Below are 19496 nucleotides of genomic sequence, written 5' to 3'. Positions count from 1 at the left end.
CAAGGGGTATAGAGCTTGTTCGGGTCCACGTCAGGCGGCGGTTTCGGGTGTCTCGTGTTGCGGGTCGTGGAGTTCGAGATCGACCATCAGTTCGTTGGCCAGTGCCTCGAGGGCGTCCTGCAGGGTGTCCAGATCCAGGTCCTCGGGGACGCCGAGCTGCGCCTGCGCGTGGAACATCGGCTCGCCGGTCATTGAGCCCGGTTTGCAGGCCGTATCCAGGGTTTCCACGCTGACCCCGTGGCGCGAGAGGATGGCGGTGATGTCCTGCACGATCCCCGGTCGGTCGTGTCCGACCAGATCGAGCATCACGTAGTGCCAGGGCGGCGCCGGAAGCTCTCTCCCGCGCTGGATCTGGACCTGTAGACCGTCTCCCTCCAAATCGCGCAGAGCCGCCTCCAGCTGGTCCGCGGCATCCGCCTCGGCCTCCAGTAGCACGACCCCGGCGAACTGACCGGCCAGCTGCGCCATGCGGCTCTCCAGCCAGTTGCCGCCCGCCGCCCGCGCCCGGGCCGCCACCGCGCTGACCAGCCCCGGCCGGTCCGGCCCGATCACCGTCAGAATCACCGAAGTCTTCATGCTTTATCTCCCTGTTCCAGTTGCGATCAGACGGGCCATGCTACGGCATGGTTCCGGTTCGTAGGTACCGCGGCACTTTGGGACCCTTGCCGGCACTTGCGCAATTCGGAGCCACTTCAGCCAATAGCCGGGGAGGTGCGGTTCAATGTACGCCTTGGCGTAGGTCCGTGTGTGGGAGAGGTTTGATCTGCATCAAGAACCCGGTTGTCTCTAACCGCGGGACGTATCCTTTATGCTGAGTTGAGAATATTCTTAAGTTGTTATTCCTGGGTCCGCACGATGATTGGGGCGACCGTTCGGTGACTCCTCATTTCGGCGCGTAGCGGCTCATGACCAAGGACAGCACATATGAAAAAGAAACAGCTTGCCGGAGGGTTGGCCCTCCTCCTCGGCCTCGGCCTCGCGGGGACGCCGGCACTGGCCGTCGACGGCCTCGAAGGTGATCCGCAGCGCGGGGAGGGGCTGACGCAGACCTGCGTTTCCTGCCATCAGGCCGATGGCTCCGGGAAGAACGTTCCGGGAGGCGAATCCTGGCCGCGCCTGGCCGGTCTGTCCGCAGGCTATATCGCGCGGCAACTGAAGGATTACCAGGAAGGCCGCCGCCAGAACAGCACCATGGCCGCGTTCGCCAGTATGCTGGATGATCAGGCTGTAGCCGATGTCGCTGCGTACTATGCCCAGCTTCCGGTTACCCAGGCCGAGGGGGGCGACGACGTGGATGACGCCACCCTGGCGCGCGGCGAGGAGCTGGCGCGGCGTGGGGACTGGAACCAGTACATCGTCAGCTGCCAGACCTGCCACGGCCCGGGCAATGCCGGGGCTGGGGATGTGTTCCCGGGCATCGCGAGTCAGCATGCCGGCTATATCACCGGGCAACTGCGACAGTGGCAGGAGGGCGCGCGCGACAACGATCCGCAGGGCCTGATGGCGGCGATCGCCAAGCGCATGAGCGATGAGGACATCCGGGCAGTCTCGGCCTGGCTGGCCCGTCAACGTGTCACGTCGGCACAAGGGGATACGGAATGAAGATTCGCAAGCTCACGCTGACGACGGGCGCGGCCGTCTTGCTGGCCGGTGCAGCGAGCGCTGCCTGGGACGAATACAAGCCCCTGTTCGCCCTCGGTTATGCCGAGCCGGAGGAGGGCCAGCTCGTTCATATCCCGCCGACGCTTCAGGATCTCGAGGATGCCCCCATGAGTCCCGAACTCAAGGACGTGGTCCGACGCGGTCATGACCTGTTCGTCGATACCCAGCAACTGCGCGGCCAGCATGTGTTCAACGACATGAATTGTGCCAGCTGCCACATGGATGCCGGGCGCCAGCCGTTCAGTGCCGCTTTGTGGCCGGCCGCGATCACGCTGCCGGACTACCGCGGCAAGAACTGGCAGGTGAACAGCCTCGAGGAACGCGTGGTCGGCTGCTTCACCTACTCCATGAATGGCGACCCGCCGGAGTACGGCAGCGACACGATGCTGGCCATCACTACCTACATGCAGTGGCTGGCCAAGGGTGCGCCGGTTTACCCGGATCAGGAGATCTACGGACGTGGCTATGGATCGGTGCCCGAGCCGGAACAGGAGCCTAACTACGAGCGCGGCAAGGAGGTCTATGCACAGAGCTGTGCGATCTGCCACGCAGAGGCCGGTCAGGGGCTGAAGCAGGACGGCCAGGTGGTCTTCCCGCCGTTGTGGGGGGATGGTTCCTACAACTGGGGTGCCGGGATGTCGCGGATCAATACCTCGGCGGCCTTCATCAAGCACAACATGCCGCTGGGCCAGCCGAATTCGCTCAGCGACCAGGAGGCCTGGGATGTGGCGTTCTACATGAACAGTCACGAACGCCCGCAGGATCCGCGCTACACCGGTGATGTCCACGAGACCCGCGAAAAGCACGCCAATTTCCACGGGCGCACCCTCTACGGGACCGTGCGCGAGGTGGACGGGCACTTGCTGGGTGATCACGACAACACCGGCGAGAAGGACTTCCTGCGCCCGGAGATCCTCCGCTCGCGTACCTTCGACTGACGCGATCGCCTCCCGGCTGATTCACTGGGAGGCCGTCAACGCCCTGGAACGCGGGTCGTTCCGGGGCGTTTTCGTTTCCGCTTTTGGGCGGGGGTCAGTCGGTGTAGATCATGCGGCGGGTCATGCCGCCGTCGGCGGTCCAGATCTGGCCGGTGACGAAGCCGGCGTCCGGCCCGAGCAGGAAGGCGGTGAGGGCGGCGATGTCGGCGGGCTGGCCGACGCGCCCGGCCGGGTGCTGGGCGTGGTCCTGTGCGGACAAGGGTTCGGCCTGTTGCTGGTCGGGGCTGCGGGCTTCGATCCAGCCGGGGCGGATGGCGTTCACGCGGACGTCCGGACCGGCGCTGATGGCCAGGGCGTGGGTGAAGGCGTCGAGGCCGCCCTTGCTGGCGGCGTAGGCCTCGGTGTGCGGCTTCGACTCCAGGGCGCGAGTCGAGCTGATGTTCACGATGGCCCCATGGCGGCGGCGCAGCAGCGGCAGGGCATGCTTGCCAAGCAGGAAGGCACCGGTGAGGTTGGTGTCCAGCCAGCGCTGCCAGTCGGCCAGGTCCAGTTCTTCCAGTGGCCCGGAGTGCGGGTCGCTGATGCCGGCATTGTTGACCAGCGCATCGAGTCCGCCGTGCCATTCCTCCGTGCGCCGAATGGCTTCGCGGACCTGTTGCTCGTCGCGGACATCCAGCGTCATGGCTCGGGCCGCCGGCCCGAGGCGTGCGGCGGCCTGTTCGCATTCGGCGCCGTCGAGGTCGGTCAGTACCACCTGCCAGCCATCCTGCACCAGGCGCCCGGCGATGCCGAGGCCGATCCCGCGCGCGGCGCCGGTGACCAGCGCCACCCTTGGCGTCGGGTCGTTGTCCGGTGTTTCAGACACCGGCGGTTTCGGGGAGGTTATAGAAGGCGCGGGCGGTGGCGGTGGTGTGGGCGGCGAGGTCTTCCGGGGTCTCGTCGCGCAGTTGGGCCACGTATTCGCCGATGTGGGGGAGGAAGGCGGGTTCGTTGCGCCGGCCGTTGCCGATCTTCTTGCCGGTGCCCTTGGGCAGGCTGCGCGGCAGGAGGTAGGGGGCGTCGGTCTCGATCATCAGGCGGCCGCGCGGGATGCGCGGAACCAGCGGGTGCAGGTGGTGGCCGCGGCGTTCGTCGCAGACCCAGCCGGTGATGCCGATGTGGCAGTCGAGGTCGAGGTATTCGGCCAGGGCGTCGGCCTCGCCGGTGAAGCAGTGCACCACGGCCGCCGGAACCTTGTCGCGCCAGCGGCGCAGGATCTGGGCGAAGTCGTGGTGGGCGTCGCGTTCGTGCAGGAACACCGGCAGGCCGAGGTCGGCGGCCAGCTCCAGCTGGGCCTCGAAGGCGATGCGCTGCTGCGGGCGCGGCGAGTGGTCGCGGTTGTAGTCCAGACCCATCTCGCCCATGGCGACCACGTTGGCGTCCGCGCGGGCGAGGTCACTGAACCGGGCGGCGATCGCGTCGGTCCACTGTTTGGATAGATGTGGATGCACGCCCAGGGTGGCGCGGCAGCAGTCCGGGTAGCGGTCGGCGATCTCCAGGCACTTTTCACTCTGGTGGGCGTCGGCACCGGTGATCAGCATCCAGGACACGCCGGCCTCGCGGGCGCGCTCGAGGACCTCGTCGCGTTCCTTGTTGAAGGATTCGTGGGTGAGGTTGAAGCAGATATCGATCCATTCCATGCGCGGTATGCTAACGGATTGGACGCGTGGTGCCAGATCCCGGGCCTGTCATTGCGAGATGCCGTCGGTGCCGTGGCACAAAAGCTCGAAGCGCGTTGAACGGCCGCGGGCCGGCCCGAAGGGCGGGCCGATCGGTCTGCCAGCTTGGGGAGATTGCCGCGGCGCCTTCGGCGCCTCGCAATGACGGGGGGCCAAGCAGCGTCATCGCGAGGAGCGTAGCGACGTGGCGATCTGTGGGGGTGGCCCCGGCCGGGACGGAGAAACGTGGGGGTTGCGGATGGAGGTTGCCGCGGCCCCTGCGGGGCCTCGCAATGACGGGGTCCTTGTCCGGGTTTGGGGTATGGACCGCGTGGGCGTGATACGTGTTGAACGGTTATTGATGATTTGGAGTTTGGAATGCGTGATGCGAGCCCCCTGGCGGTTTATCTGAACGACTATCAGCCGCCGGCGTTTGTGGTGGAGAGCCTGGAGCTGGACTTTGATCTGGCGGCGGCAGCCACCGAGGTGACGACGCGCATGGCGGTGCGGCGCAACCCGGAGGCGGTGGAGCCGGATGCGCCGCTGCGCCTGTATGGCGATGGCGTGGAGCTGGTCTCGTTCACGGTGGACGGCGCCAAGCCGGCCGAGGGTTTGCTGGAACAGGATGCCGAGGGGCTGCTGCTCCACGGCCTGCCGGAGGCCGCGCGGCTGGAGATCGTCAGCCGTTGCCACCCGGAGCAGAACACCGCGCTGGAGGGCTTGTACGCCTCCAGCGGCAACCTCTGCACCCAGTGCGAGCCGGAGGGCTTTCGCCGCATCACGTTCTTTCCCGATCGCCCGGATGTGCTGACCACCTACCGCGTGCGCCTGGAGGCGGATCGGGCGCAGTACCCGGTGCTGCTGGCCAACGGCAACCGCGTCGAGGCCGGCGAACTGGACGGTGGCCGGCATTACGCCGTTTGGGAGGATCCGTTCCTGAAGCCGTCGTACCTGTTCGCGCTGGTCGCGGGGGATCTGGCCTGCCAGCGCGACACCTTCACCACGATGTCCGGGCGCGAGGTTCAGCTTGAACTGTACGTGGAGGCGCACAACGCCGATCGCTGCGATCACGCGCTGGCCTCGTTGCAGCGCGCGATGCGCTATGACGAAGAGGCCTTCGGCCGCGAATACGATCTGGATGTGTACATGATCGTCGCGGTGGACGACTTCAACATGGGGGCGATGGAGAACAAGGGGTTGAACCTGTTCAACGCCAAGTACGTGCTGGCCAGCCCCGACACCGCCACCGACGACGACTTCGTCGCCATCGAGTCGGTGATCGCCCACGAGTACTTCCACAACTGGTCGGGCAACCGCGTCACTTGCCGCGACTGGTTCCAGCTGTCGCTGAAGGAGGGGCTCACGGTCTTCCGTGACCAGGAGTTCACCACCGACTGCACCCTGTTCGGCGTGAAGCGCATCGACGACGTGGCCATGCTGCGCGCCTTCCAGTTCCCCGAGGACGCCGGCCCGCTGGCGCACCCGGTGCGTCCGGACCACTACGCCGAGATCAACAATTTCTACACCCTGACCGTGTACGAAAAGGGCGCGGAGCTGATCCGCATGCTGCGCACCCTGATCGGGCGCGAGACCTTCCGCCGCGGACTGGATGTCTACTTCGAGCGCTTCGACGGTCAGGCGGTGACCACCGACGACTTCGTGGCGGTGATGGCCGAGGTCAGTGGTCGCAACCTGACCCCATTCAAGCGCTGGTATACCCAGGCCGGCACCCCGCGGGTAACGGCCGCGACGTCGATTGACGGCCCCGGTGGCCAGGCGCGCATCACGCTCACGCAGGAGACGCCGCCAACTCCAGGGCAGGAGCACAAGGAGCCTGTGGTGATCCCGATGCGGGTGGCCTTTCTGGATGCCGAAGGACGGCGCATCACGGCCCACCAAAAGGGCGGTGAGGTGCAGGACGAGTGGGTGCTGGAGCTCAGCGAGGGCGAGCAGACCTTCCGTTTCGAAGCGCTGTCCGACTCGCCAGCCGCGATCTCCTGGCTGCGCGGCTTCTCCGCCCCGGTGATCCTGAACGCCAACCAGGGCGTGGACGAGTTGGCCCATCTGCTGGCCTATGACGACGACGCCTTCGCCCGCTGGGAGGCGGCGCAGACGCTGTTCCGCCGTGCGATCCGGTCACGCATCGAGCACGATGCTGCCGACACCGCGCTGGAGGCGGCGATCGAGCATGCCCTGGCGGCGCTGTTGCGCGACGAGGCGATCGAGCCGGTGCTGCTGGCGACCATCCTGCAGCTGCCGCCGACCCGCGAGCTGGCCGAGCTGTTCGAGCGCGTGGATCCGGTGCGCCTGCGCAACGAGCGCGATGACCTGGAGAAGCGCCTGTACATGCCGCTGACCGAGGCGATGCAGCAGATCCAGCCGAAGCTGGATGACGTCGACAACGGTGCATTCACCGCCGCGGCCATGGGCCGGCGCCAGCTGCGCAACCGCCTGCTGGCGCTGCGCGTCGCCGCGCGCGACCAGGCCGCGGTGCCGGAGGCCCTGGCGCAGTATCAGAAGGCGCGCAGCCAGACCATGCGCATGGGTGCGTTGAATGCGGTCAACGAGCTGGACCACGAGGCGCGCCAGGTGCTGCTGGCGGACTTCGAACAGCGCTACCGCGACGACCCGCTGGTGCTGGACAAGTACTTCGGGCTGCAGGCGGGCAGCCAGGTCGCCGGCGGTTTCGCGCGCCTCGACGCCCTGCTGGAGCATCCCGGTTTTCGCTGGACGAATCCGAATCGCGTGCGCGCGGTGCTCGGACCGTTCATGGCGCGCAACGAACGCCACTTCCACCAGGACGATGGCGAGGGCTACCGCCGCATGGGCGCCTTCGTCGAGAAGCTGGATGCGATGAACCCGCAGACCGCCGCGCGCCTGGCTCAGCCGCTGACGCGCTGGCGCAAGGTCGACACCGCCCGTGGCGAGCAGATGCGCGCGGAACTCGAGCGCCTCGCCGGGCTCGAAGTCTCGCGCGACCTGCGCGACGTAATCGAACGCGCGCTGGCGTAGGAGGCCAGCCCTCTCGCCGATCCGGCGCCGGGGCTTGGTCCGGGGGTTGCCGCGTCGCCTTCGGCTCCTCGCAACGACGGGGCTGGAAGCTCGTCATCGCGAGGAGCGAAGCGACGTGGCGATCTCCGTGTGCGGTCCCGGTGCGGGTCCGTTCGAACGTCGGGGTTGCGTCCGCAGGTGGCTGTGGGTTGTGGTAGGTTGATGTCAGGTTATAGGGGGCGCGACGCCCCTCGAGACGAGGTTCGGACCGACGTGAAGCGAGTCTTCTACCGACTGCTGTGCTGGATGCTGGTGCTGGCGATTGCCGGCCTGCCGGCGCTGGCCGCGGCCGTGGGTATGGAAGACGGTCACGCCGGGCACGCGATGCATGGTGCCCAGTCCAAGGGCGACGCCGAGCACGGGGCCCACGATCACGGGCACGACGCTGCCCATGATCACCATGCGCATGGCGACCGGGCGGGCCACGCCGCGTCGCCGCATCATGGTTCGGACCATGCGCCTTCGTCGGGACATTCCCAGGCCAGCGAGCTACTTGCACATGCCGATTGCGTGGATGCGGCTTGTCTGGCTGCCTGCGCCGCCTGTAGCCACTGTCAGGGCATGCCGTCCATCACCGGCATGAGTGTCGTGGCGACTGAAGTGCCGGGCGCAAGCCTGCATTCCTTCCAGAGCGGTCCTTCCACGGCCGCGTTGCACCGCCCTCCAATCCTCTCCTGATCCCGTAATGCCGGCCGTTTGGCCGGTTCCTGCCCGAGTGCTGCCTGGGTGCCCCCGGCAGCGGGTAGAAAGGCCGTGTCGTGCGCTTGCGCGCGGTTCGGAATCGAATACGGAATCAAGGAGATTTTCACGATGCGAGCAACCCGATTGCTGCTCCCCGTGGTGTCGGTACTGTTTCTCGCCGGGTGTGCGGTTACCGCGCCCGAGCTGGACCGGTCCGATCTGATGGAGGACCTCTCGGTGCAGGGGATCGACCTGCCCGAGTCGGAGATGCCCCGACCCTCCGGCGAGCTGACGCTTGACGAGGCCATTCACCAGGCCATCTGGCGCAACCCGCGCATGCAGCAGGCTTATGCCAAGCTGGATCTGACTGCGGCCGACGTGGTCGAGGCCTCCCAGTTTTCCAATCCATCGCTGTCGCTGTCGGTCATGCGCCCCGAGGGTGGCGGTGGCAACGAGTACGGCGTTGGCCTGGCCTGGGGGGTCTCCGGGCTGCTGATGCGCGGCGCGCGCCAGGAGATGGCGCGGTCTCACTGGGAATCCACCCGTCTGCAACTGGCCGAGGGGATGGTCGCGTTGGCCAGTGACACCGAACGCGCCTGGTATGACGCGGTGGCCGCGCGCCAGCGTGCCGAGGTGCAACGCCTGGAGAGCCGGGCCGCGGACCTGGGCGCACGTTTGGGCGAGCGCTTCTATGACGCCGGCAATATCTCGGACCTGCAGCGCGCCCACCTGCGCATCCGGGCGGCCGAGTCACGGCTTAAGCTCGAGGATGCCCGCCAGCGCGAGCGCGAGGCGCGGCTGCGTCTGGCGCATTTGATGGGGCTGCCTGGCGAGGTCGATGACTGGGAGCTTCCGAAAGAGCTGCCGCTGCCGCTGGCAGAGCTCGAGGAGCGTCAGGCCCTTGTGGACCAGGCGCTGGAACAGCGCCTGGATCTGCGCGCCCTGGATCATGCCCTGGATGGGCTGACCGAGGGCGTGGCCCTAGTGCGGCGTTACCGCTGGATGGGGGATATCGAACCGGGGCTGGAGTTCGAGCGTGAGGGTGACGGGACCCGCCTGTGGGGTGGGGGTATCTCGTTCACGCTGCCCATCTTCAACCAGAACCAGGCCGGTATTGGCCGCGCCGAAGCACGGCTGGCGGACGGCGAGGCGCGGCGCGAGTCGCTCGTGCAGGCGGTTACCAATGATGTGCACCAGCACTTCGAGCGTCTGGCCCACCACCGCAACCGTTTCGGTGTGCTGCAGGACGACCTGCTGCCGGCTCGCGAGCTGGCGACCGAGCGGCTCCAGGAACGCGTGAACTTCATGTTCGACGACGTGTTCGACCTGCTCGCGATCAAGCAGGAGGAGCTGGCCGACTGGCAGAAGACGGTCGCGGCCCTGGGTGACTACTGGCAGGCCCGCGCCGCGCTGGCGCATGCGGTGGCCGGCGAGTTGCCGGGCGGCGAGCCGGGCAGCGCCGGAACTTTCGGGACTGCCCAGCTGGAGCACGAGCCGACGGCCATGGACCACGGGTCCATGGGGCATGGCGATCACGGTGCCATGGATCACGGAGGCCATGGAGGCATGGATCATGGCGACGGCGATGAAGGGCATTCCGGTATGGACCACGGGGATCACGGGGCCCATGACGATATGGATCATGGCCAAGGCCACGAAGGCCACGAAGGCCACGAAGGCCATGAAGGCCACGAAGGCCATGAAGGCCACGAAGGCCACGAAGGCCACGAAGGCCATGAAGGCCACGAAGGCCACGAAGGCCATGAAGGCCACGAAGGCCATGAAGGCATGGATCACGATGACCACGGTCAGCAGGACCAGGACCACCGCGATCATTCCAACCACGGGCATGGAGGGCATCACTGATGAAGCGCCGTAACTTTCTGATTGCCGCCAGCGCCCTGCTGCCGGCGACCACCCTGACACGGGTGATGGCCGAAACCGGCCACGAGCACCACAACCAGGGCGATCACACGCCGGGCGAACGCACCGAGCAGGGATACATGCCGGTGCACACGCCCAATGGCTGGACCCTGCCCTACACGATGAACGACGGGGTGAAGGAGTTTCACCTGGTGGCCGAGGAGATCGAGCACGAGTTCGCGCCCGGTTCGGTGGCGAAGTGCTGGGGCTACAACGGCACCACGCCGGGGCCAACGATCGAGGCGGTGGAGGGCGATCGTGTCCGCATCTACGTGACCAACCGGCTGCCCGAGTACACCTCGGTGCACTGGCACGGCATCCACCTGCCCTCGGGAATGGACGGGGTGAAGGGGGTGACCCAGCCGCCGATCCATCCGGGCGAGACCTTCGTCTACGAGTTCGAGCTGAACCAGCACGGCACGCATATGTATCACCCGCATGCCGACGAGATGGTGCAGATGGCGATGGGGATGATGGGCATGTTCATCATCCACCCGAAGGACGGCGAGATCGAGCCGGTGGATCGCGACTACGCGATCCTGTTGCACAACTGGGGCCTGCATCCCGGTACTCGCACCCCGGATCCGTCGATCATGGTGGACTTCGACCTGTGGTCGATGAACTCCAAGGTGTTCCCGGCCATCGACTCGCTGGTGGCGAAGACCGGCGAGCGGGTGCGTATCCGCATGGGCAACCTGTCGATGTGGAACCACCCGATGCATGTGCACGGGGTGTCATTCGAGGTGACCGGCTCCGATGGCGGTCGCTGGCCACGCAACCAGTGGCGCAAGGAGACCACCGAGATCGTGGCGGTCGGGCAGACGCGCGATGTCGAGTTCGTTGCGCCACCGGGCGACTGGGCGTTCCACTGCCACATGTCGCACCACACGATGAACCCGATGGGCCACGGCATTGCCAATCCGCTAGGCGTGGATCAGTCCGGTATCGAGGAAGAGATCCGCTCGATCCTCCCCGGCTATATGGCGATGGGCGAGCACGGCATGGCCGACCACCAGGAGCATACCGACAGCGGTCACATGACCGGCCCGGAGAACACCCTGGCGATGGCCATGGGGCAGGGCCCGTTCGGCAGCATCGGCATGGGCGGGATGTTCACCCTGATCAAGGTCCGCGATGACCTGGAGCCGGGCGATTTCCGCGACCCCGGCTGGTATTGGCACCCGGAGGGCGAGGTCGCCTGGATGGTCAGCGATGACCCCGACTTCGGCAACCCGGTGCGCCGCGGCAAGCTCGCCGGCGAGGGCTCGGATGCGCTGCCGACCCCCAGCCGTGAAACGAACGGCCATGGTGGTCATGGCGGTCACGGGGGGCATGGAGGCCACGACCACTAGTCGCCGATATGGAACCGGCCGGAGGGCCCAGTTGGGCCCTCCGTTTTTCCAACCCATGTTTCAACGCAACAAACATTTGCAACACAGAAAAATGACAAGAGGACACGACATGCAGACCAAGAACACGATTCACAACACGACCCGAGCCGCCCTGGCGGCCCTGCTGCTGGCCCTGGCCATGCCGCTGCTGGCCCATGAGGGCGATTTGGGCAGCACGCCGGAGGATGGCGCCACCGTGCAGGGCTCGCCGGAGGCGATCGGCATCGAGTTCGATGGCGCGATGCGCATTACCCAGTTCGACGTGACCGGCCCCAACGGCCGTGTGAGGATGGCGAATCGGCCGGGCAACGAGCCGACCGAGCGCTACTTCGTGGAACCTGCGGAGCCGCTTCCGGCCGGTAGCTATCAGGTGCGCTGGCGTGGTCTGGCGCGCGACGGGCACATGATGTCCGATGGCTTCCGCTTCACGGTGGAGGACTGATCCATGGCCTGGATGTCGGCACTCGCCGGGGTGGAGGCCTGGACCGTTGCGATGATTCTCGCCACGGCCGGGTTCTACCTCGGGGCCCTGCTGGCGACCGGGGCGGTGCTGTTTCGCCTGGTGTTTCCGGATCTGCCCGATCCGGATCGCCGGGTGCTCGCCCGCACGGGGGCGGTCGCGGCCTGGGTGGCGATCGCCCTGGCCATGCTGCAGTGGCTGTTGCAGGCCGGGTATCTCGGGGGCGGCACTATCGCCTCCGCGATGGACCCCATGCTGCTGGGGATCGTGTTCGAGGGCGCGCAGGGCACCCGCTTGATCCTCGCGGTGACTGGCCTGCTACTGGTCCAGGCGATCCTGCTGGATGCCCGGCGTCTGCCAGGGGTGGGCTATGGCCTGAGCCTGGCCGGGGTGCTGTTGGTGATGTTCGCCTTCGTGCAGGTGGGCCATACCGTGGACGAGCCTCGTGTTCTGCTGGCCGGCTTGCTGATCGTGCATCTGCTGGCAGCCGCCTTCTGGGTTGCGTCGCTGGCGCCGCTGTACCGGTTGGCCGGGCACCCACCCGCGGCTGCCGACGCCGCGCGTATCCTCGCTCGTTTCGGGCAGGTCGCGATGATCGGGGTTGGGCTCCTGGTGCTGGCGGGACTGGTTCTCGCCTGGTGGTTGCTGGGTGGCATCACGCCGTTACTGACCACTGGCTATGGCCAGTTCCTGATCGGCAAGGTGCTGATCGTCGCACTGCTCCTGCTGCTGGCGGCCGCGAACAAGTGGCGTCTGGTGCCCGCCTTCGAGCGCGGCGAAGCGGGAGCACCGCGGCGTCTGCGGCGCAGCATTGCGCTGGAGGGTGCCCTGGTGGCGTTGATCCTGCTGCTGACCGCGGTACTGACCACGGTCAGCTCGCCGGCCAACGGCTGAGAAAGGCCCCGGGTGGGTGTTGCCTAGGGAAACACTGATCAATGTACACACTCGCGTTGGTACCCCAGGTTTTCCGAGACAAGGCGCGTCGTGCAGCGGGTGGTGGTTCTACCCGTAAGCGGCGCAACGCAGGATCGGGGAACCTGGGGTGCCAACCCCACAACCTATTGAAAGACGGGGCTCGGTCGCCCGTTGTTGTCGAAAACGGGCGCGCGCACGGCGTTGCGGCTCCCTTGTGCAGAGTGACTGCACGGCAGTCGCCGCGCCTTGTTCGCACGCAAAAGCGACTCGAGCGCGAGCGTGTACATTGATCAGTGTTTCCCTAGATCGGGCGCTGGACGACAGTCGCCGAGAGTTCGATGTCCTCGCCCTCACGCTGGATGCGGATGTCCAGGGTTGCGCCCGGCGCGGTGCGGGCGATCGCGTTGAGGGCCTCGCGCGGGGTGTTCACGCTGCTGTCGTCGAGGTGGGTGATGACGTCCCCCGGGCGGATGCCGGCGTCTTCGGCAGGGCCTTCGCGCAGGATGCCCGCCACCAGTACGCCGCGCGGGGCATCCAGGCCGAAGGATTCGGCCAGTTCGCGGTTCATCGCCTGGACCTCGATCCCCAGCCAGCCGCGGGCGACAAAGCCCTGTTCGATGATGTCGGTCATCACGCTGCGCGCCAGGTCCACAGGGATTGCGAAGCCGATGCCGTGGGAGCCGCCGGAGCGCGAGAAGATCGCCGTGTTGATGCCGATGACCTCGCCGCGGGCATTGATCAGCGCGCCGCCGGAATTGCCCGGGTTGATGGCCGCGTCGGTCTGAATGAAATCCTCGAAGGTGTTGATGCCGAGCTGGTTGCGTCCGGTGGCGGAGACAATGCCCTGGGTCACGGTCTGGCCGACCCCGAACGGATTGCCAATGGCCAGGACCACGTCGCCCACCTGCAGGTCGCTGGAGTGACCCACCGTGGCCACGGCCAGATTCGGCACCCGCACGCGCAGCACGGCGAGGTCGGTGTCCACGTCGATGCCGATGATCTCGGCGGGATGGGCCTCGCCGCCGGGCAGCACGATGGCGATGGCATCGGCCTCCTCGATCACGTGGTGATTGGTCAGCACGTGCCCCTGATCGGTCATGATGACCCCGGAGCCGAGGCTGGACTGTTCCTGCTCGCCCGGTGGCAGTTGCTGGCCAAAGAACTCGTGCAGGCCGAAGCCGGACGGGCGGTCGATGGTGCGCGAGGTCATGATGTTGACGACCGCGGGTGCGGCGCGGCGTACGCCGTCGGCATAGCTGGCCGGCGCCCCGGTTGCGGCAGGCGCAGCCACCGGCTCGGCGACCCGCAATTCCGCACCTGGGTCGCCGCGGCCGAGGATCTCGGGGAAGAACACTGCGATCACCACCGCTAGGGCGATACCGGTCAGCGCAGCTTGCAGCAGGAAGCGGGAGAAATTCACCATATGCCGAATATACCGAATCATCGCTCAACAGGGGATCCCGCCGTGGTCGATCGTGACGAACTGATGCAGGCACTCAATGCGGAACTCGAACCGGAGCGCTTCCGCGACTACTGTCCAAACGGGCTGCAGGTCGAGGGACGGCGCGAGATCCGCCGGATCGTCAGCGGGGTGACCGCCTCGCTGGCGCTGGTGGAGGCGGCCGTGGCGACCGGGGCCGACCTGATCCTGGTGCATCATGGCTACTTCTGGAAGGGCGAGCCGCAGGAGGTGACCGGCATGAAGCGGGAGCGCTTGCGGCAGTTGCTCGCGCACGACATCAATCTGGTGGCCTACCATCTGCCGCTGGATGCCCATCCGGCACTCGGCAACAATACCCAGCTGGCGGGACGCTTGGGGTTCGCGATCGACGGCGTACTGCGCGAGGACGGTGTCGGCCAGATCGGAACCCCTGCCCGACCGCTGTCGGCGCCGGACATGCAGGCGCACATCAGCAACGTGCTGGGACGCGAGGCCCTTTGCGTGGAGGCCGGCGATCACCCGATCCGGCGCATCGCCTGGTGTACCGGCGGGGCGCAGTCGCTACTGACCGAGGCGGCGGCCCTGGGGGTGGATGCCTATGTCAGTGGCGAGATCTCCGAACAGACAACCCACGAGGCGCGCGAGCTTGGGGTGCATTACTTCGCCGCCGGGCACCATGCGACCGAACGTTACGGGGCCCTGGCCTTGGGGCAGTGGTGCGGGGAGCGTTTCGGCCTCGAACACGAGTTCATCGAGATCGACAATCCCGCCTGAGCGATGGCGCCCTCACGGGCCGCGCGCTGCGAGATTGTGGTGCAGAATGTGCGGTTTCGGGGCGTTGGCAGCGCCCGGAACAAGCAAATTTATAATCAACTGCTTATAAGGTTTTCGGGGGCGTGAGACCGAGTGCAATGCTCGGTCTTAAGGCGGCAATCTACTTGACCTTATTAGCGTGTTCGGGAATTCTATCGCATTTTACAGCCCGCCCAGATGGGTATTCGCGCGTGCGGCAAGCCCCTTCGCGTATCAGCCGCGCCTTCCTTTGCGGCCGCGGGAACACGATTTCAACACGTTGTTTGGAGAGACAAACATGGCAAACCAAGGCGTAAACCGAGGCCGTCGCCGGTTCCTCGTCGCCGCGACATCCGTCGTAGGCGGAGCCGGGGTCGCCGCAGTCGCGGCCCCGTTCCTGGCGTCCTTGCAGCCCAGCGCGCGCGCTCAGGCAGCCGGGGCCCCTGTCGAGTTCGACGTGGCCGCTGTCGAGCCGGGTCAGCGTGTCAGCGTCGAGTGGCGCGGCCAGCCGATCTGGGTGGTGCGGCGCACCGACGAGATGGTTGCCGGTTTGGCCGAGGTGGCCGATCGCCTGCGCGATCCCGACTCCGAAGTGGAAAGCCAGCAGCCGGAATATGCGCAGAACGAGTACCGCTCGCGCAAGCCGGAGATCCTGGTCGTCATCGGTATCTGCACCCATCTGGGCTGCTCGCCGAGCTACCGCCCGGAGATCGGCGATCCCGAGATGGGTTCCGACTGGCAGGGCGGCTGGCTGTGCGGCTGCCACGGTTCGCGCTTCGACCTGGCCGGTCGCGTGTACCGCAACATGCCCGCGGCGACCAACCTGGTGATCCCGCGGCACATGTATCGGAACGATACCTTGCTAGTCATTGGTGAAGATGAAGACGGGGAGGCGATCTGATGGCCAGCAATCCTGATACCAAGATCCAGGGCGGTGTGCTGGGCTGGGTGGACGCCCGCTTCCCGCTCTCCCAGATGTGGAACGAGCATCTGGCGCAGTACTACGCACCAAAGAACTTCAACTTCTGGTACTTCTTTGGATCCCTGGCCCTTCTGGTGCTGGTCATCCAGGTGGTCACCGGCATCTTCCTGACCATGTTCTACAAGCCCGACGCCGAACTCGCGTTTGCGTCGGTCGAGTACATCATGCGTGATGTGGAGTGGGGCTGGTTGATCCGCTATATGCACTCCACTGGCGCCTCGATGTTCTTCGTGGTCGTCTATCTGCACATGTTCCGGGCATTGCTCTACGGCTCCTACAAGAAGCCGCGCGAGCTGATCTGGATCTTCGGTGTGCTGATCTACCTGGTACTGATGGCCGAGGCCTTCGCCGGCTACCTGCTGCCGTGGGGTCAGATGTCCTACTGGGGTGCGCAGGTCATCGTGAACCTGTTCCAGACCATCCCGTACATCGGGCCGGACCTGGTGACCTGGATTCGCGGTGACTTCCTGCTGTCCGACGCCACGCTGAACCGCTTTTTTGCACTGCACGTGATTGCCCTGCCGCTGGTGCTGATCATGCTGGTGGCCGCGCACATCATCGCGCTGCACGAAGTGGGTTCCAACAACCCGGACGGCATCAACATCAAGGACCACAAGGACGAGAATGGCATCCCGAAGGATGGCATCCCGTTCCACCCCTACTACTCCGTGAAGGATCTGGTGGGCGTCGGCGTGTTCCTGATGGTCTTCGCCGTGATCATGTTCTTCTTCCCGACCGGTGGTGGCCTGTTCCTGAAGGCCGACAACATGATCCCGGCCGATCCGCTGGTGACCCCGGACCTGATTCCGCCGGTCTGGTACTTCACCTCGATGTACTCGGTCCTGCGTTCGGTGCCGGATCCGTTCCTGGGCGTGATGGCGATGGGCGCCGCGGTGGTGATGCTGTTCTTCATCCCCTGGCTGGATCGCAACCCGGTCCTGTCGATGCGCTATCGCTCGTTCGCGGCCAAGTTCAACCTGGCGGTGTTCGTGGTGGCCTTCGTGATCCTCGGATGGCTGGGCCTGCAGCAGGCCACCAGCGAGGTCAGCGAGATGAGCCTGCGTTTCTCGACGGTCTACTTCGCGTTCTTTTTCGTGCTGTGGTTCCTCAGCAAGGAACGGTCCATGTTCTTCAGCCTGATCGCGTTTGCCGTGGTGGTGGGTATCTACTCCTTCTACGACATCCTGCGCTTCGACCCCGATAGCGCGGGCCTGCTGATGTGGTCCTGGCTGATTCCGACCGTGTATCTGTTCGTGACCATGGTGGTCCCTGCCTTCGCACGTGGCCTGGGCCGTGACCGTGCCGTTCCGGAAAGGGTGACTTCGTAATGAAAACGCTGATTGCAACTACAGTTCTGGCCGCTGCGGCTCTGTTCACCGTCCCGGCCGCCTCGGCGGCCGGGTACGACGGTGACCTGGAGAAGGCCAACATCGACGTGAGCAACGAGGCCTCGTTGCAGCGCGGTGCCAACCTGTTCATGAACTATTGCATGGGTTGTCACGCAACCGAGTACATGCGCTACAACCGCGTGGGTCGCGATATCGGCCTGACCGAGCAGCAGGTGGAGGAGAACTTCATCTTCATCACCGACGAGGCCGGTGATCCCGTTGGTGTCGGTTCGCTGATGACCAACGCCATGGGCGAAGACTATGGCGAAGAGGCCTTTGGGGTCGTCCCGCCGGACCTGACCATGACCACGCGTATCAATGGCGAGGACTGGGTTTATACCTTCCTGAAGAGCTTCTACATCGACGAATCGCGCCCGCTGGGTGCGAACAACGAGGTGTTCGACAATGTCGGCATGCCCCACGTCCTGTGGGAACTGCAAGGCTGGCAGGAAAAGGTTGTCGACGAGGATGGTAACGAGCGTCTCGAACTGGTGCGCTCCGGCCAGATGACGCCCAGCGAGTACGACCGGGCCGTGCGCGACATCGTGACCTATCTCTCGTACATGGGTGAGCCGATGCAGCTGGACCGTCAGCGAATTGGCCTTTATGTACTGATTTTCCTCGGGATCTTCACGATTCTCGCCTACTTCTTGAAAAAGGAGTACTGGAAAGACGTACACTAGGCGGCATGAACCGTAACCGGCGCGCCGATCAGGGATGATCGCGCGCCGGTGTTATTGACCGTCTGCCCGGCACCGGAAACCATTCGGCCGGGCTAGGGAGAAAGCCATGGCGCTGGTCGCCAACCGTCGTTCCGTTATGACCCTGTTTTCTGCTCACGACTGCGTGCGTTGCCACCGGGTGCGCATCATCCTTGCGGAGAAGGACATCGCCGTGGATGTCGTCAATCTCGGGCCCGATGAGCTGCCCGAGGATCTCTCCGACCTGAACCCGTACAACGAGGTTCCGACCCTGGTGGATCGCGACCTGGCCCTGTACGGCACGCACGTCATCACCGAGTATCTGGATGAACGCTTTCCGCATCCGCCGCTGATGCCGGTGGATCCGGTCTCGCGGGCGGCCGCGCGGCTGGCGCTTTATCGCGTGGAGCGTGACTGGTACGAGGGTCTCGATGCCGTCAACCAGGCCTCCGGCTCCGCTTTGACCAAGGCGCGCAAGATCCTGCGCGAGAGCCTGGTCAGCTCGGCCGAGATCTTCGAACTCAAGCCGTATTTCCTGAGTGACGAGTTCTCGATTGTGGACTGCGCCATCGCCCCGGTGATGTGGCGGCTTCCCGCCGTGGGCATCGATCTGACGGCGTTGCCGCAGGCGATTCAGGAATATGCCGATCGCGTCTGCAAGCGTGAATCGTTCCAGGTGAGTCTGACCGAGGCTGAGCGCGAGCTGCGCCTGTGACTTCGTCGCGCCCCTATCTGCTCCGGGCTCTGTGGGAGTGGGTTACGGATAACGGCTTCACGCCGCATCTCCTGGTCGACGCCACAGTCGAAGGGGTGATCGTTCCGGAGGCGTTCGTCGACCAGGGCAAGATCACGCTCAACGTCGGTCCGACCGCAGTGCAGGCCCTGAACATCGGTGACGAGGCGGTGGCCTTTTCGGCCCGGTTCGCGGGCAGCCCGATGGATGTCTTTGTGCCGATGCAAGCAGTGCTCGCGGTCTACGCGCGCGAGAACGGTCAGGGGATGATGTTCGGCAGCGAACCGGGTCCGGGTCCCGAGGACGACGGTCCGGGCACGCCTCCGGACGGCTCTGGTGATGACGGGGGCGGGGAGGATTCGCCGGCCCCGAAGCGCAAGGGTCCGGCACTGAAGGTCGTGAAGTAGGGCCCCTTCCGGGGCCCTTTTCTTTGGTTCATCGAAGGATACCGGGGAGGTGTTCGACCGCTGAAGGGCATCGTAGTCTCACGTGGAGCCAGGAAGGACACGGGAGAGAGCGATGCTGGACAAGAAGACGTTGCAGAAGCTGGGCGGCTGGGAAGGCTATCGGCTGGAGCGTGCAGTTTGGCCGGAGGAGGCCGGCGGCACGCTGGAGCTGCACCTGAAGCCGACGCGGCAGTGGATGCACTGCGAACGCTGCGGTCATCGGACCCGGCAGGTGCACGAGACGACGCTGCGGCGGGTGCGGGATCTTCCTCTGTTTGAGTACCGGGTGGTACTG

At 65.8% G+C, this 19496-nt stretch carries 20 protein-coding genes; 15 read left to right on the top strand and 5 right to left on the bottom strand.

From position 1 onward, the window contains the following. Positions 1–30: 30 nt before the first annotated feature. A complete protein-coding gene (locus F816_RS0108410) occupies positions 31–576 on the bottom strand; it encodes a glycine cleavage system protein R (RefSeq protein ID WP_019594362.1) in 546 nt (181 codons plus the stop codon). Positions 577–924: 348 nt separating this feature from the next. On the opposite strand from F816_RS0108410, the gene F816_RS0108405 reads away from it, so the two are divergent. Beyond that, the gene (locus tag F816_RS0108405) at positions 925–1602 is read left to right on the top strand and encodes a c-type cytochrome (RefSeq protein WP_019594361.1); all 678 of its coding nucleotides are present in this window, start codon (positions 925–927) and stop codon (positions 1600–1602) included. Then, entirely contained in the window at positions 1599–2600 is a 1002-nt protein-coding gene (locus F816_RS0108400) for a c-type cytochrome (protein WP_019594360.1), read from the top strand. The genes F816_RS0108405 and F816_RS0108400 overlap by 4 nt, the downstream gene beginning before the upstream one ends. 94 nt (positions 2601–2694) lie before the next feature. On the opposite strand, the gene F816_RS0108395 is transcribed toward F816_RS0108400, so the two are convergent. Both F816_RS0108395 and F816_RS0108390 read right to left on the bottom strand, forming a co-directional pair. Further along, positions 2695–3465, bottom strand: coding sequence for an SDR family oxidoreductase (locus F816_RS0108395; protein WP_026333202.1), 771 nt, complete (start codon positions 3463–3465; stop codon positions 2695–2697). Beyond that, positions 3458–4279, bottom strand: a complete 822-nt coding sequence (locus tag F816_RS0108390) for a TatD family hydrolase (protein ID WP_019594358.1) — start codon at positions 4277–4279, stop codon at positions 3458–3460. Before F816_RS0108390 ends, F816_RS0108395 begins: the two co-directional genes overlap by 8 nt. Positions 4280–4675: 396 nt before the next feature. Here F816_RS0108390 and pepN point away from each other — a divergent pair, with 396 nt between their 5' ends. Then, positions 4676–7309 carry an aminopeptidase N gene (pepN, locus tag F816_RS0108385; RefSeq protein ID WP_019594357.1) on the top strand — a complete coding sequence of 878 codons (2634 nt, stop codon included), beginning with the start codon at positions 4676–4678 and terminating at the stop codon, positions 7307–7309. Positions 7310–7513: 204 nt separating this feature from the next. Here pepN and F816_RS15140 read toward each other — a convergent pair whose 3' ends face one another. Beyond that, positions 7514–7756, bottom strand: coding sequence for a hypothetical protein (locus tag F816_RS15140; RefSeq protein ID WP_369773345.1), 243 nt, complete (start codon positions 7754–7756; stop codon positions 7514–7516). Here F816_RS15140 and F816_RS14990 point away from each other — a divergent pair. The 5 genes from F816_RS14990 (at position 7646) to F816_RS0108360 (ending at position 12697) form a co-directional block, all read left to right on the top strand. Then, positions 7646–8026, top strand: a complete 381-nt coding sequence (locus F816_RS14990; protein ID WP_369773343.1) for a hypothetical protein — start codon at positions 7646–7648, stop codon at positions 8024–8026. The genes F816_RS15140 and F816_RS14990 overlap by 111 nt on opposite strands. Positions 8027–8173: 147 nt before the next feature. Beyond that, a complete protein-coding gene (locus F816_RS0108375) occupies positions 8174–9895 on the top strand; it encodes a TolC family protein (protein WP_019594355.1) in 1722 nt (573 codons plus the stop codon). Next, entirely contained in the window at positions 9895–11304 is a 1410-nt protein-coding gene (locus tag F816_RS0108370; RefSeq protein WP_019594354.1) for a multicopper oxidase family protein, read from the top strand. The genes F816_RS0108375 and F816_RS0108370 overlap by 1 nt, the downstream gene beginning before the upstream one ends. 109 nt (positions 11305–11413) lie before the next feature. After that, the gene (locus tag F816_RS0108365) at positions 11414–11785 is read left to right on the top strand and encodes a copper resistance CopC family protein (protein ID WP_018952170.1); all 372 of its coding nucleotides are present in this window, start codon (positions 11414–11416) and stop codon (positions 11783–11785) included. Between the two features lie 3 nt (positions 11786–11788). Beyond that, positions 11789–12697 carry a CopD family protein gene (locus F816_RS0108360; RefSeq protein ID WP_019594353.1) on the top strand — a complete coding sequence of 303 codons (909 nt, stop codon included), beginning with the start codon at positions 11789–11791 and terminating at the stop codon, positions 12695–12697. Between the two features lie 322 nt (positions 12698–13019). On the opposite strand, the gene F816_RS0108355 is transcribed toward F816_RS0108360, so the two are convergent. Next, positions 13020–14141, bottom strand: coding sequence for a S1C family serine protease (locus tag F816_RS0108355; protein ID WP_019594352.1), 1122 nt, complete (start codon positions 14139–14141; stop codon positions 13020–13022). Between the two features lie 42 nt (positions 14142–14183). On the opposite strand from F816_RS0108355, the gene F816_RS0108350 reads away from it, so the two are divergent. The 7 genes from F816_RS0108350 to F816_RS0108320 all read left to right on the top strand — a co-directional run. Continuing rightward, on the top strand, positions 14184–14933 hold the full coding sequence (locus tag F816_RS0108350) for a Nif3-like dinuclear metal center hexameric protein (RefSeq protein WP_019594351.1): 750 nt from the start codon (positions 14184–14186) through the stop codon (positions 14931–14933). Positions 14934–15249: 316 nt separating this feature from the next. Further along, positions 15250–15852, top strand: a complete 603-nt coding sequence (petA, locus tag F816_RS0108345; protein ID WP_026287943.1) for a ubiquinol-cytochrome c reductase iron-sulfur subunit — start codon at positions 15250–15252, stop codon at positions 15850–15852. Continuing rightward, positions 15852–17261 (top strand): cytochrome b N-terminal domain-containing protein, encoded by a 1410-nt coding sequence (locus tag F816_RS0108340; protein ID WP_019594350.1) that lies wholly within the window; start codon positions 15852–15854, stop codon positions 17259–17261. Before petA ends, F816_RS0108340 begins: the two co-directional genes overlap by 1 nt. Next, positions 17261–18004: a cytochrome c1 gene (locus F816_RS0108335; RefSeq protein WP_018176154.1), complete on the top strand. Its 744-nt coding sequence runs from the start codon at positions 17261–17263 to the stop codon at positions 18002–18004. Before F816_RS0108340 ends, F816_RS0108335 begins: the two co-directional genes overlap by 1 nt. A 106-nt stretch (positions 18005–18110) precedes the next feature. Next, positions 18111–18737: a glutathione S-transferase N-terminal domain-containing protein gene (locus F816_RS0108330; RefSeq protein WP_019594349.1), complete on the top strand. Its 627-nt coding sequence runs from the start codon at positions 18111–18113 to the stop codon at positions 18735–18737. Next, positions 18734–19162 carry a ClpXP protease specificity-enhancing factor gene (locus F816_RS0108325; RefSeq protein ID WP_019594348.1) on the top strand — a complete coding sequence of 143 codons (429 nt, stop codon included), beginning with the start codon at positions 18734–18736 and terminating at the stop codon, positions 19160–19162. Before F816_RS0108330 ends, F816_RS0108325 begins: the two co-directional genes overlap by 4 nt. A gap of 112 nt (positions 19163–19274) precedes the next feature. Next, a partial coding sequence (locus tag F816_RS0108320) for a transposase family protein (RefSeq protein WP_019594347.1) occupies positions 19275–19496 on the top strand: 222 nt, incomplete at its 3' end.

The organism is Thioalkalivibrio sp. ALM2T (assembly GCF_000381505.1).
In the GTDB taxonomy this organism is placed as follows: domain Bacteria; phylum Pseudomonadota; class Gammaproteobacteria; order Ectothiorhodospirales; family Ectothiorhodospiraceae; genus Thioalkalivibrio; species Thioalkalivibrio versutus.
The sequence above is the reverse complement of the archived record's forward strand: the minus strand, read 5'-3'. Positions and strand labels throughout refer to the sequence as shown.